Consider the following 13,555-nt stretch of genomic DNA (forward strand, 5'->3'; position numbering starts at 1 on the left):
CCCGCAGGGAGGGCGTCCGGGCCTGTTCGCGTCCCCGGGCTGAGCAGGACACCGCCGCCCGGGCAAGATGTCGCTATTGTTCCCGGCGTGAACCGCGCCTCCCTGCCCTGGTCCCGGCTCGGCTTCGCCACCCTCGTCGTGGTCTCGCTGAGCCTCGGGTGGTGGGGCCTCGCGCTCGACACCAGCCACCAGCCCGGCCGCACCTGGTACGACATCGTGTACCACGACCTGCAGCTCTTCGTGCTGGGCGCCGACCCGGCCAGCGTCGGCGGGTCCCTCTCCTGGCAGCTCCAGGCCGCACGGTTCCTCGCGCCCGCCACGGCCGTCTACGCCCTGTTCGAGGCAGCGCGTGCCCTCTTCACCGGCGAGATCCGCCGGTTCAGGGACCGGCGTGCGCGCGGGCACGCGATCGTGGTCGGGCAGACCGACGCCGCGGACACCGTCACCGCGGCCCTGGAGGCCGCCGGCCACCGGGTGCTCCGGACGGCCGACGCCTCCGGCCTGGACGGTGTGGGCCTCGCCGGCGCGACCGTGCTGTACGCGTGCGGCGACGACACGGTCGAGGCGACCGCCAACGTGCTCACCGTGGCCGAGGCGGAGCACGCCGTGCGCCGTGCCGGCCGCGGACCCGACCGCCTGTACGCCCACGTCAGCGACCCCGACCTCGGCATAGCGCTCCAGGCCCGGCACCTCAGCTGCGCCGAACCGGGCGTCGACTTCTTCACGCTCGACGTCATCGCCGCGCAGGCGCTCGCGGTGCGTGAGGTGCGGCGCATGGCGGACGCCCCGGGTGGCCCGGCGCCGGAGACCCGGGTGGCGGTGCTCGGATCGGGCGAGTTCGCCAAGGCCCTCGTCGTGGGGCTGGCCCGCGAGTGGGAGCTCGCGGGGGACGGCGCCCGGCTGACCGTCGAGCTGGTCGCGGACGATGCCGAGCCGGTCGCCGACGCGCTGCGGGCCCGGTGGTCGCCCGTCGCGCACAAGATCACGCTGCGGGCGGCGCCGGCCCTCGGCGGGGGCGATCCCGGGATCCCGGACGTCGTCTATGTCTGCCACGCCTCCGACGGCACGTCCCTGCGGGTGGCCCTCACGGCGACACGGCTGTGGCACGGCGGCCCCGGGTCGCTGGTGCTCCTGCTCGACGGGATGGCCGGACTGACGGGCGCGTTCGGCACGGAGGCGTCCCGGGTGCTCGACGACCTGGACGGGCGCCTGCGCACCGTGACGATGCGAGACCTGCTCGCGGACGTCGAGCGCGAGGAGGCGCGTGCGCACGCGGACATGTACGAGCGGATCGCGCGGTCGGTGCACCACGTGTACCTGCGCAACCAGCTCGAGCGCGGGGTCGGATGGGGAGACCTGCCCGCCATGGTGCGCTGGGAGGAGCTCCCCGAGAGCCTGCGCGCCTCCAACCGGGGGTGGGTCGTGGGGTTGCCGGAGCGCCTGGCGCGGATGGGCGCGACGATCGCGCCGCGCGACGGCGCCGCCGAGGTCGTGTTCGAGGGGGCGGAGCTCGAGAAGCTCGCCGAGGCGGAGCACGCGCTGTGGGAGTCCGTGCGGATCGAGCAGGGCTGGCGTGGCGGGCAGGTGCGGGACGACGCGGCCAAGGTGCACCCCATGGTCGGAGTGCCGTGGTCGGAGCTGACCGAGGCGAACCGGGAGAAGGACCGTGACGTGGTGCGGCTCCTGCCGGAGATCCTGGGGGAGTTCGGCCTGGAGCTCGTCCGGTACGCCGAGAGCCCGGTGCCCGCCCGGGCGTGAGACGCACGACACGTACCAGCCCGCGTGCGGGGGGACCGAGCGGTCCGCGCACGTGAGGGGGGCACTGTGCCGGGTGTGGGACTCGAACCCACATGTCCTTTCGGACAGCGCTTTTTGAGAGCGCCGCGTCTGCCTGTTCCGCCAACCCGGCCCGCTGCACCGCAGCGTCGTGCAGCAGACATAGAACCACACCGCCGGTCCAGGCCCCAAGCCCGGGTGTGCGCGACGTAGGATGTTCTCCGTGACCGACGAGAACACCGAGAAGCTTTCCCTGGACCTGCCCCCGATGATCGACGCCGAGCCGGAGGCAGCTCCCGCCAACCCGTCCCGCCGCGCCGTCGTGGCCGAGGACGAGGCCCTTATCCGCATGGACGTCGTGGAGACGCTGCGCGAGGCGGGGTTCGACGTGGTGGGTGAGGCCGGTGACGGCGAGACCGCCGTGAACCTGGCCATCGAGCTGAAGCCCGACGTCGTCGTGATGGACGTCAAGATGCCCGAGCTGGACGGCATCTCTGCCGCCGAGCGCATCGGCAAGGCGCATGCGGCGCCTGTGGTGTTGCTCACGGCGTTCTCGCAGACCGAGCTCGTCGAGCGCGCGCGTGACGCCGGCGCCATGGCGTACGTGGTGAAGCCCTTCACCCCGGCCGACCTGCTGCCCGCCGTGGAGATCGCGATCTCGCGCTACTCGCAGATCGGCGCGCTGGAGGCCGAGGTCGCTGACCTCACCGAACGCTTCGAGACCCGCAAGCGCGTGGACCGCGCCAAGGGCCTCCTGATGACCAAGATGGGCCTGTCGGAGCCGGAGTCGTTCCGCTGGATCCAGAAGACGTCGATGGACCGTCGTCTCACCATGCGCGAGGTAGCGGACGCCGTCATCGAGCAGGTCGGCGCCTGACCCGCCCGACACCCAGGAGCGGGTGAATTTTCGGTCGGTGTGTTTCCTGCCGGCCGGGTCAGGACTAGTCTCTGCGCTCAGCCGGGCTCGACGTCCGGAACTCCAGATCCCGGAAGGAGATCAGCGTGCTCGAGATTCGCCCCGCCCGCGAGGACGACCTGCCGGCCGTCGCCGCGCTGGCTGCTGAAGCACGCGACGACTCGCCGACCGGGGCACAGCTCGGCGCCCAGGAGACCGGTCGCCTGCTGGAACACCTCAGCGTGCTGCTCGCGGCCGGCGGGCACGTACTGGTCGCCGAGCACAACGGACAGGTCGTCGGGGTCGTCCTGGGCCGCGTCGTAGCCGCCTACCTCTTCGCGTACCGCGCGAGCCTGTACCTCGACCTGCTGTTCGTCGCGCCGGGTGCGCGCCGGCACGGCGTCGGGCACGCACTGCTCCGCGCGGCCACCGACCTCGCGGCCGAGCACGAGTGCGGCGACATCTACTCCGCGCCGGTGCCGGGCAACCGCGGGGTGCAGCGCTTCCTCGCCCGGCTCGGGTTCGCCCCGGCCGCGGGCCACCGGGTGGCCCCCGTCGCGGCGCTCCAGCGGCGCCTCGCGACCGACGCCGCGGCACGTGACGCCCACGCCGGCCGCCGGTCCGCCCGCGCGGGCCTCGAGGACCTGATCGCCCGCCGCCGTCGGGCCCGGTCCGTGCTGGAGTCCGGGCCCATCGACCTGCGCCCGGTGGGCGGCGGCGCGCCGTCCCGCCGCCGCCCGGCCAAGACGGGCTGAGTCTCCGCCCGGTCCTGGTTTCGTCTCCGGCTCAGCTCTGCCTTTGTCGGCTAGAGCCTGCGGTTCCGCTCCGGGCGCGTACCTCGTCCCTCGGCCCGCACCCTGCGCTGCACCTCCGGCTCAGCTCTGCCTTTGTCGGCTAGAGCCTGCGGCTCCGCTCCGGGCGCGTACCTCGTCCCTCGGCCCGCACCCTGCGCTGCACCTCCGGCTCAGCTCTGCCTTTGTCGGCTAGAGCCTGCGGTTCCGCTCCGGGCGCGTACCTCGTCCCTCGGCCCGCACCCTGCGCTGCACCTCCGGCTCTAGCCGAGGATCATGCACGTCAGGCGTGCGGTGCACACCCGCTTGCCCGCGTCGTCGGTGATGACGATCTCGTACGAGGCCGTCGTACGGCCCAGGTGGATCGCCGACGCCGTCCCCGTGACGTAGCCCTCGCGGGCCGCCCGGTGATGGGTGGCGCTCACCTCGATACCCACGGTCTTCTTGTCCGGGCCCGCGTGCGCCTGCGCGGCGAGCGAGCCGAGCGTCTCGGCGAGGACCACCGACGCACCGCCGTGCAGCAGGCCGGCGGGCTGGGTGTTCCCCTTGACGGGGATCCGCCCGACCGCGCGGTCCGGGGCGAGCTCCAGCAGCTCCATCTCCATCCGCTCGAAGAGCGTGCCGGTCGTGTCGGCGCTGCCGTACATCGCCCTCCAGTCGATCTCGGTCTCTGAGGGCGTCGCGGAAGCGCTCGTGTCAGTCATGCGGGCTATGTTGTCAGGCGTGACCTCCACCGTGCCAAGCCGTACTCCGGGCAAGCCTTCGTCAGGCCGCCCCCGTCTCCTGCTGATCGACGGCCACTCGATGGCCTATCGGGCGTTCTACGCGCTGCCCGACACTCTCGCGACCAGCTCAGGACAGATCACCAACGCCGTCTACGGCTTCACGTCGATGCTGACGAACCTGCTGCGCGACGAGCAGCCCACGCACCTGGCCGTGGCCTTCGACGCCGGGCGGGTCACCTTCCGCACCGAGCGCTTCCCTGAGTACAAGGGCACGCGGCTCGCCACCCCGGACGCGTTCAAGGGACAGGTCCCCCTCATCAAGGAGGTGCTGGACACCCTGAACGTCGCGTCCATCGAGCTGGCGGGCATCGAGGCGGACGACATCCTCGCGACGCTGGCCCTGCAGGCCAAGGCAGCCGGCATGGAGGTGCTGGTGTGCTCGGGCGACCGCGACACGCTGCAGCTGGTGAACGGCGACGTCACGGTCCTGTACCCGAAGAAGGGCGTGTCCGAGCTGGCCCGCATGGACCCGGCCGCGGTCGAGGCCAAGTACGGCGTGCCGCCGGAGCGCTACCCGGACCTGGCCGCGCTCGTGGGCGAGACCAGCGACAACCTGCCGGGCGTCCCGGGCGTCGGGCCCAAGACCGCCGCCAAGTGGATCACCGCCCACGGTGGCCTCGCCGCCCTCCTCGACGCAGCCGACGAGATCAAGGGCAAGGCGGGCGAGAGCCTGCGCACCCACCTCGACCAGGTGCGGATCAACCGGGAGCTGAACGCCCTGCTGACCGATGTCGAGCTGCCGCTCGGCGTCGACGACCTCGCCCTGGAGGGCTTCGACCGCGAAGCCGTGCACCTGGTCTCGGACACCCTGCAGTTCGGCCAGCTCCGCGACCGGCTCCTCGCCGTCGACCCCTCGGGGGCGGCGGAGGAGGAGGCCCCCGTGGCACCCGGGGTCGAGCTCGACCTGGCCGACATCGCACCGGGCACCCTCGGCACCTGGCTCGCCGCCCGCTCGGCGCACGTGGGCGTGGAGGTCGCCGGCAAGGCGGTGGCGGGCGGTGGCGACGCCTGGGCGATCGCCGTCGCGGAACCCGGCGGTGCGGCCGCCTACGTCGACCTCACGCAGCTCGGCCCCGAGGACGAGAAGGCGCTCGCGGCCTGGCTGGCCGACCCGGCGGCGCCCAAGATCCTGCACGGCGCGAAGGTGGCGGCGCACATGCTCGCCGCACGAAACCTGGACCTCGAGGGCGTCACGTTCGACACCGAGCTCGCCGCCTACCTGTGCTACCCCGACCAGCGCGGTTACGACCTGGGCGACCTCGCGATGCGTCACCTCGGACGGGAGCTCAAGGTCGCGGAGCCCGACGGCGCGCAGGGCGCTCTGGACCTGTCGCTCGAGGGGGAGACCGAGGGGCAGGCGGAGGCGGTGCGCGCCCATGGCGTCGCCGAGCTGGCCACGGCGCTGGCCGGTGAGCTCGCCGACCGCGGCGCCACCCATCTGCTGGACGACGTCGAGCTGCCGCTCTCCGGCGTGCTGGCGCGCATGGAGCGCATCGGCATCGCCGCCGACACCGAGTACCTGACCGGCCTGGAGAAGCAGTTCGCGCAGGGGGTCGCCGACGCCGCCGCCGAGGCGTACGCCGTGATCGGCCGCGAGGTGAACCTCGGCAGCCCCAAGCAGCTGCAGGAGGTTCTCTTCGACCAGCTGGCCATGCCCAAGACCAAGAAGATCAAGACGGGGTACACGACCGACGCCGCGAGCCTCCAGGACCTGTACGTCAAGACGGAGCACCCGTTCCTCGCGCACCTCCTGACGCACCGCGACGTGGCGCGCCTGCGGGTCACCGTCGAGGGGCTGCTCAAGTCCGTCGCCCCCGACGGCCGCATCCACACGACGTTCCAGCAGACCATCGCGGCGACGGGCCGCCTGAGCTCGACCGATCCGAACCTGCAGAACATCCCCATCCGCACGGAGGCGGGCCGGCAGATCCGGCGGGCGTTCCAGGTCGGCGAGGGCTACGAGTCCCTGCTCACCGCCGACTACAGCCAGATCGAGATGCGGATCATGGCGCACCTGTCGGGCGACGAGGGCCTGATCGCGGCGTTCAACTCGGGCGAGGACCTGCACCGGTACGTGGGCTCGCGCGTGTTCGAGGTGGCGCCCGCCGACGTGACCCCCGAGATGCGGTCCAAGATCAAGGCGATGTCGTACGGCCTGGCCTACGGCCTCAGCGCCTTCGGCCTGTCCCAGCAGCTGAACATCGCCACGGGCGAGGCCCAGACCCTCATGGACGACTACTTCGAGCGGTTCGGCGGTGTGCGGGACTACCTCTCGGGCGTGGTCGAGGAAGCGCGCGCCACCGGATACACCGCTACGATCCTGGGCCGGCGGCGCTACCTGCCGGACCTGACGAGCGACAACCGGCAACGTCGGCAGATGGCGGAGCGCATGGCACTCAACGCGCCCATCCAGGGCAGCGCCGCCGACATCATCAAGCTCGCCATGCTCAAGGTCCAGCACGAGCTCGACGCCCGCGGGCTCACGTCGCGCCTGCTGCTGCAGGTGCACGACGAGCTCGTGATCGAGGTGGCGCCGGGGGAGCGGGCCGCGGCGGAGGACGTCCTGCGCAGTCAGATGGGCGCGGCGTTCGTGCTCAACGTGCCGCTCGACGTCTCGGTGGGCACGGGTGCCACCTGGCACGAGGCCGGCCACTGATCCCCGCACGGTAGATCCCGCACGGTTGGATCCCTGCGGGGCAGTACCTCGCCACGGCTCTACCGCGGCGACTCGGTGACGAAGACGGCGGTGCCCGGCAGGTAGCGGCCGCGTTCGGGGCCCCAGCCGCCCCAGACCTGGTCGTTCCACGTCGGCCACTCGGGCTCCACCAGGTCGATCAGGCGCAGGCCCGCGGCGGCCACGTCACGGACGTGGTCGCCGACCGTGCGGTGGTACTCCGCGTACCGGACCTGCCCGGCGGCGTCGGTCTCGACGTAGGGCCGACGGTCGAAGTACGAGCGGGACGCCGTCAGGCCGCGCCGTGTGGGGTCGTCGGGGAACGCCCACCGCAGCGGGTGGGTCACGGAGAACACCCAGCGACCGCCGGGGCGCAGCACCCGGGCGGCCTCGCGGTGCACCGTCGCGGCGTCGGGCACGAAGGGCAGGGCGCCGAAGGACGTGAAGACCACGTCGAACGTGGCGTCCGCGAACGGCAGGGCGCGCGCATCCGCCTGGATCCGCGGCACGACGACGCCCGTGGCCGCGTCCAGCCGTGCCGCCCCCGCGAGCATGCCCGCCGAGTAGTCGGTGGCGAGCACCCGTGCGCCCCGGGACGCGAGCCAGCGCGAGCAGTGCGCGGCGCCGGCCCCGACCTCCAGCACGTCCCGCCCCGCCGTCTCGCCGAGCAGGCCGGCCTCTGCCTCGGTCAGACCCTCTGGTCCCCAGCGGAACCCGGCGTCGCCGAGGAACTCGCGGTGCTCGTCGAGGTACTCGCCGGCGTTGGCGTCCCACCAGGTCCGGGCGGCGCCGCCGTCGTCGGCCACGTCGCGGTAGCCGAAGGAGACCGGCTCGTCGTTGCTCACGGAGCCATCATCGCGTGTGCACGGTCCCTATGGCTGCCTACGGCCCTGTCTATGAGTTGTCACCAAATACCACAGTGACGGCGATAACAAAAGGGTCACGATTGGATTCCGGTCAGGGAAGCGAAATACGCAGGCAACGCGAACGCTCCTAAGGTCAGGCGCAAACGTCTGCGTGTCGTCGTGTCCGAACCCGGGCCCGCCGGTGCGCTCGAGGAAGGAGAGTGCCATGCGTCGACGCGCTACGCGCCTTGCGGGCGGCGTCACCCTGGTGACTGCGTTCGCAGTGGCTCTGAGCGGTTGTATCGCCAGCGAGCGGGACGCCGACGGCGGCGAGGGCGGGAACGGTGGCGGAGACGGCACGTTCGTGTTCGCCGGATCGGCGGAACCGAGCTCGCTCGACCCCGCGTTCGCCAGCGACGGTGAGACGTTCCGGGTCGCCCGCCAGATCTTCGAGGGCCTTGTCGGCGTCGAGCCGGGCACCGCGGACCCTGCACCGCTGCTCGCGGAGACCTGGGACGTCAGCGAGGACGGCCTGGAGTACACGTTCCACCTCAAGGAGGACGTGAAGTTCCACGACGACACGGACTTCAATGCCGAGGCCGTGTGCTTCAACTTCGACCGCTGGCACGAGTGGACCGGTCTTGCCGCCCACGAGAACCTCTCGTACTACTACAAGGTCGTCTTCGGCGGCACGGGCAAGGACAGCCTGTACGAGTCCTGCGCGGCGTCCGACGACGCGACCGCCGTCGTCACGCTGAAGGAGCCGATCCCGGAGCTCGTCCCGGCGCTGTCGCTGCCGTCGTTCTCGATGCAGTCGCCGGACGCGCTGCAGGAGTTCGGGGCCGACGAGGTGGAGGGCACGTCCGACGCTCCCCAGCTCACCGAGTACGGCAAGGAGCACCCGGTCGGCACCGGCCCGTACGAGTTCAAGGAGTGGAAGAGCGGCGAGAGCGTGACCCTCACCGCCAACGACGCCTACTGGGGCGAGATCGCCGACGTCAAGACCATCGTGTTCACGGTGATCTCCGACGGCACCGCACGTCGCCAGGCGCTCGAGGCCGGTGACATCGACGGCTACGACCTGGTCGCGCCCGCCGACGTCGACGCGCTCAAGGAGGCCGGCTACACGATCCTCGACCGGGACGCCTTCAACATCCTGTACCTGGGCATGAACCAGGCACGCAAGCCGCTGGACGACATCCGGGTGCGTCAGGCGATCGCGCACGCGATCGACAAGGAGGGCCTGGTCCAGGCCGCGCTGCCGGAGGGCACCACGCCGGCCACGCAGTTCGTGCCGGAGATCGTGACCGGGTTCAGCGAGGACGTCCAGAAGTACGAGTACGACCCCGAGAAGGCGAAGGCGCTCCTCAAGGAGGCCGGCCAGGAGGACCTCGAGGTCGAGTTCAACTACCCGACCGAGGTCTCCCGTCCGTACATGCCGGACGCCGCCGCGATCTTCGAGGCGATCTCCGCGGACCTCGAGGAGGTCGGTATCACGAGCAAGGCCACCCCGGAGCCGTGGAGCCCGACCTACATCGACACCATCCAGGGTGGCGAGAAGCACGGCCTGCACCTCCTGGGCTGGACGGGTGACTACAACGACACCTACAACTTCATCGGCACCTTCTTCGGCGCGAAGTCCCTCGAGTGGGGCTTCGACGACCCGGAGGTGTTCACGGCGATCAAGGACGCCCGCAACGCTCCCCTCGAGGAGCAGGAGGCGGCCTTCATGAACGCCAACGAGGTGATCATGGAGGCGCTGCCTGGCGTGCCGCTGGCGAGCCCGGTGCCGTCGCTCGTGGTCGCGCCCGAGGTCGAGGGCTACCCGATCTCGCCGGTGCAGGACGAGGTGTACAACGTCATCACCCTCGGCGGGGGAGAGTAAGGTTCCCTCCCGAACTACCTAGGGACCCCAAGCCTTAGGGTGAATTACCTCAGGTCGGGGCGCGGCGGCTGCCGCGCCCCGACCGCTGTCCGGAGTCCTTGGCGGCGAGGCCACGAACCCCGCCGTCGGAGTGACCGATGAATCGCATGTCTGTCGAGGAACGATGCTCAGACTGATAGTGCAGCGGCTGCTGCTCTTGATACCCCTCTTGCTGGGGCTTTCGATCTTGCTGTTCGGCTGGGTGCGCGCCCTGCCCGGCGGGCCGGTGCAGGCCATGCTGGGCGAGCGGTACACCCCGGAGGCCGCGGCGGAGATCGAGGCCCAGATGGGGCTGGACCAACCGCTGCCAGTCCAGTACGGCAAGTACCTGCTCCAGCTCCTCCAGGGCGATTTCGGAGTGTCGCTGCAGAGCGGGCGCCCCGTGCTGGAAGAGTTCCTGAACCGGTTCCCCGCCACCATCGAGCTCACCCTGGTGGCCCTGGTCTTCGCCATCGGCATCGGTATCCCGCTCGGATACGTCGCGGCGCGCCGGTCGGGGTCGGTCGTCGACCACTCCGCCGTCGTGGTCTCGCTGATCGGCGTCACCGTGCCGGTGTTCTTCCTGGCCTTCATCCTCAAGTACCTGTTCGCCGTCGAGCTGGGCTGGTTCCCGACGACGGGCCGGCAGGACGTCACGATGATCGCTACCCACCCGACCAACTTCTACGTCCTGGACGGCCTGCTCACCGGTGAGTGGGACGCGGCATGGGACGCCCTGATGCACCTGATCCTGCCCGGCGTCGCGCTGGGCACCATCCCACTGGCGATCGTCGCCCGGATGACCCGGGCCGCCGTGTCCGAGGTGCAGAACGCGGACTACGTGCGCACGGCACGCGCCAAGGGGATCAAGCCTGCTCGGCTGCGCAACGAGCACATCCTGAAGAATGCGATGCTCCCGGTGGTCACCACGATCGGGCTGCAGGTGGGTCTGCTGCTCAGCGGCGCGGTGCTCACCGAGACCGTGTTCGCGTTCAGCGGCATCGGCAGCTTCCTGGCTGACTCGGTCTTCGCTGCCGACTACCCCGTGATGCAGGGCTTCGTGCTGCTGATCGCCGTGGTGTACGCCCTCGTGAACCTGATCGTCGATGTGTCGTACGGGCTGATCGACCCGCGGCTGAGGAGGCAGCAGTGAGTGCCAACGAGCTTCCGGTGACCGGCGGCGCTGCCGCGGCACCGCTCCACACGAGCATCCACGGCGACGGGCCGGCCGGCCAGGACCATGGCGGTGAAGGCGTCTGGGGGCGTGCCTGGCGCACCCTGCGCAAGAACCCCGTCGCCATCATCGGTGGCGTGATCGTCGCGGTGTTCGTGCTCGTGGCGGTCTTCGCCCCGGTGCTCGCTCCCTACGGGGGCACGGAGCTCCCGGGCCGTGACGAGGTGCGCCCCACGATGATTCCCGGCCCGTCGGCCGAGTACCCGCTCGGTCTGGACCGCTACGGCGGCGACGTGCTGAGCAAGCTGATCTGGGGCGCTCGTGCTTCGCTGCTCGTGGGCATCCTCTCCACGCTGTTCGGGCTGACCGGCGGTCTGTTGCTGGGCCTGCTGGCCGGCTGGTTCGGCAAGTGGGTCGACTTCGCGATCATGCGCCTGGTGGACCTGATGCTGTCCGTGCCGTCGTTGCTCCTCGCCGTCTCGATCGCGGCGATCGCCGGTCAGTCGTCGATGGCGGTGATCGTCGCCATCGGCGTGGTGCAGGTACCGATCTTCGCGCGGCTCCTGCGCGGTTCGATGCTGGCGCAGAAGGGGCAGGACTACGTGCTCGCGGCGTCGGCGCTCGGGCTGACCCGCCGGTCGGTGACCATGAGCCACGTGCTGCCGAACAGCGTGGGGCCGGTCATCGTCCAGGCCACGCTGAGCCTCGCCACTGCCGTGATCGAGGCCGCGGCGCTCTCCTTCCTCGGTCTGGGTGGCGGCGAGCCGTCCACCGCCGAGTGGGGCCGCATGCTGACGGCCGCGCAGCAGGAGCTCGCGGTCGCACCGCGGCTGGCGATCCTGCCCGGTATCTGCATCGCCGTGACGGCGCTCGGCTTCACCCTCGTGGGCGAGAGCCTGCGTGAGGCCCTCGACCCCCGGAACAGGACCCGACGATGAGTGCATCCCCTGACAAGAAGACCGCCGAGGCCACCACCGTGGCACCGGCCGAGGACGTCGTGCTGCGCGTCGAGGACCTGTGCGTCGACTTCCGTACGGAGCACGGCGCGGCGCGTGCCGTGTCGAACGCCAACCTGACCGTCAGGCGCGGCCAGACCGTCGCGATCGTGGGCGAGTCCGGATCGGGCAAGACGACCCTCGCGATGGCGGTGCTGGGCCTGCTCGCGAGCAACGGGTCCGTGGCCGACGGCCACATCTGGTTCAAGGACGAGGACCTGGGCAAGGTGACCCCGCAGCGGATGGCACAGCTGCGCGGCACGGAGCTCGGCCTCGTGCCGCAGGACCCGATGACCAACCTCGACCCCATCATGCAGATCGGCCGGCAGATCGACGCCGGCCTTATCGACAACGGCCTGCGTACCCGGCGGGACGCGCGGACCCGCACGGTCGAGCTGCTCGACGAGGTCGGGCTGCCCGACGCCCGGCAGCGTGCCGCCCAGTTCCCGCACGAGTTCTCCGGCGGTATGCGCCAGCGCGCGCTCATCGCCATGGGCCTGGCCGGGCGCCCGGCGCTGCTGGTGGCCGACGAGCCGACGTCGGCCCTCGACGTGACCGTGCAGCGCGGCATCCTGGACCAGCTCTCCGGACTGACCCGCGATCTCGGCACCGCCGTGCTGCTCATCACCCACGACCTCGGCCTCGCGGCCGAGCGGGCGGACATCGTCGTGGTCATGTACCGCGGCGACATCGTGGAGCAGGGACCGGCCCGGCAGGTGCTCACGGCGCCGCAGCACGAGTACACCAAACGCCTGATGGCGGCGGCGCCGTCGCTCGCCTCGCGCCGCATCGAGATCGCGCGGGAGCGCGGCCTCGAGGAGGTGCTGGACAGCGCTCTGCTGACTCACCACGAGGAGCAGGCGGACACCGACGGCGCCGCCGCGCCCGACGTGCTCGTGTCCGTCAAGGAAGCGAGCAAGGTCTTCTCCATCCGGGGGCGTGGCCTGCTGTCCCGCAGCAAGGGCTTCACCGCGGTGGACAACGTGAGCCTCGACATCCCGCGCGGTTCCACGGTGGCCGTGGTGGGGGAGTCGGGCTCGGGCAAGTCGACGCTCGCGCGCATGATCCTCGACATCGAGAAGCCCACGTCCGGCTCGATCACGTTCGACGGCAGCCTCGTGGGCGCGGGGAACCACCGGGACCAGATCGCCTACCGGCGCCGGGTGCAGCCGGTGTTCCAGGACCCGTACTCCTCGCTCGACCCGCTCTACTCGGTGTTCCGGGCGATCGAGGAACCGCTGCGGGCGCACGACTACGGCAACGCCGCGACGCGCCGCACCCGGGTGGAGGAGCTCGCCGACCAGGTGGCGCTCAGCAAGGGCCAGCTCCAGCGGTTCCCCTCCGAGCTGTCCGGCGGCCAGCGGCAGCGCGTGGCGATCGCGCGTGCTCTCGCGCTGTCGCCGGAGCTCGTGGTGTGCGACGAGGCGGTCTCGGCGCTCGACGTCGTGGTGCAGGCACAGATCCTGCAGCTGCTCGCCGGTCTGCAGGAGGACCTGGGGCTCACCTACCTCTTCATCACGCACGACCTCGCCGTGGTGCGGCAGATCGCCGACCGCGTGCTGGTGATGCAGGAGGGGCGGGTGGTCGAGGAGGGAACCGTCGACGCGGTCTTCGACTCGCCCAGCACCGCGTACACGCGGGCACTGCTCGACGCGATCCCCGGCAAGGACCTGGAGCTCGCGCTCTGAGGCCGCCTCGCCCGGCCGGTCGCCACCTG

Annotated in this window: 10 protein-coding genes and 1 tRNA gene; 8 read left to right on the plus strand and 3 right to left on the minus strand. The window is 71.3% G+C overall.

Annotation, left to right across the window (positions count from 1 at the left end; genetic code table 11):
- Window positions 1-87 precede the first annotated feature (87 nt).
- The gene (locus tag ACFSL2_RS02105; RefSeq protein WP_377196245.1) at window positions 88-1,758 is read left to right on the plus strand and encodes a RyR domain-containing protein; all 1,671 of its coding nucleotides are present in this window, start codon (window positions 88-90) and stop codon (window positions 1,756-1,758) included.
- 67 nt (window positions 1,759-1,825) lie between these two features.
- On the opposite strand, the gene ACFSL2_RS02110 is transcribed toward ACFSL2_RS02105, so the two are convergent.
- Window positions 1,826-1,909, minus strand: a tRNA-Leu gene (locus ACFSL2_RS02110).
- 135 nt (window positions 1,910-2,044) lie between these two features.
- On the opposite strand from ACFSL2_RS02110, the gene ACFSL2_RS02115 reads away from it, so the two are divergent.
- Both ACFSL2_RS02115 and ACFSL2_RS02120 read left to right on the plus strand, forming a co-directional pair.
- Entirely contained in the window at window positions 2,045-2,653 is a 609-nt protein-coding gene (locus tag ACFSL2_RS02115) for an ANTAR domain-containing response regulator (RefSeq protein ID WP_233257301.1), read from the plus strand.
- A 125-nt stretch (window positions 2,654-2,778) separates the two neighbouring features.
- Entirely contained in the window at window positions 2,779-3,426 is a 648-nt protein-coding gene (locus ACFSL2_RS02120; RefSeq protein WP_377196246.1) for a GNAT family N-acetyltransferase, read from the plus strand.
- 299 nt (window positions 3,427-3,725) lie between these two features.
- On the opposite strand, the gene ACFSL2_RS02125 is transcribed toward ACFSL2_RS02120, so the two are convergent.
- Complete coding sequence (locus ACFSL2_RS02125; RefSeq protein ID WP_377200752.1) at window positions 3,726-4,109, minus strand: PaaI family thioesterase; 384 nt, start codon at window positions 4,107-4,109, stop codon at window positions 3,726-3,728.
- A gap of 64 nt (window positions 4,110-4,173) precedes the next feature.
- On the opposite strand from ACFSL2_RS02125, the gene polA reads away from it, so the two are divergent.
- Window positions 4,174-6,903 carry a DNA polymerase I gene (polA, locus tag ACFSL2_RS02130; RefSeq protein WP_377196247.1) on the plus strand — a complete coding sequence of 910 codons (2,730 nt, stop codon included), beginning with the start codon at window positions 4,174-4,176 and terminating at the stop codon, window positions 6,901-6,903.
- A gap of 59 nt (window positions 6,904-6,962) precedes the next feature.
- On the opposite strand, the gene ACFSL2_RS02135 is transcribed toward polA, so the two are convergent.
- Window positions 6,963-7,766: a class I SAM-dependent methyltransferase gene (locus tag ACFSL2_RS02135; RefSeq protein ID WP_377196248.1), complete on the minus strand. Its 804-nt coding sequence runs from the start codon at window positions 7,764-7,766 to the stop codon at window positions 6,963-6,965.
- 226 nt (window positions 7,767-7,992) lie between these two features.
- On the opposite strand from ACFSL2_RS02135, the gene ACFSL2_RS02140 reads away from it, so the two are divergent.
- The 4 genes from ACFSL2_RS02140 to ACFSL2_RS02155 all read left to right on the plus strand — a co-directional run bounded on the left by ACFSL2_RS02140 (window position 7,993) and on the right by ACFSL2_RS02155 (window position 13,526).
- Window positions 7,993-9,651 (plus strand): ABC transporter substrate-binding protein, encoded by a 1,659-nt coding sequence (locus ACFSL2_RS02140; RefSeq protein ID WP_377196249.1) that lies wholly within the window; start codon window positions 7,993-7,995, stop codon window positions 9,649-9,651.
- A 163-nt stretch (window positions 9,652-9,814) separates the two neighbouring features.
- Window positions 9,815-10,822: an ABC transporter permease gene (locus ACFSL2_RS02145; protein ID WP_377196250.1), complete on the plus strand. Its 1,008-nt coding sequence runs from the start codon at window positions 9,815-9,817 to the stop codon at window positions 10,820-10,822.
- Window positions 10,819-11,781, plus strand: a complete 963-nt coding sequence (locus ACFSL2_RS02150; protein WP_377196251.1) for an ABC transporter permease — start codon at window positions 10,819-10,821, stop codon at window positions 11,779-11,781. The genes ACFSL2_RS02145 and ACFSL2_RS02150 overlap by 4 nt, the downstream gene beginning before the upstream one ends.
- Window positions 11,778-13,526, plus strand: a complete 1,749-nt coding sequence (locus ACFSL2_RS02155; protein ID WP_377196252.1) for a dipeptide ABC transporter ATP-binding protein — start codon at window positions 11,778-11,780, stop codon at window positions 13,524-13,526. The genes ACFSL2_RS02150 and ACFSL2_RS02155 overlap by 4 nt, the downstream gene beginning before the upstream one ends.
- Window positions 13,527-13,555 lie beyond the last annotated feature (29 nt).

It is taken from the genome of Promicromonospora aerolata (assembly GCF_042682255.1).
Taxonomy (GTDB): domain Bacteria; phylum Actinomycetota; class Actinomycetes; order Actinomycetales; family Cellulomonadaceae; genus Promicromonospora; species Promicromonospora aerolata.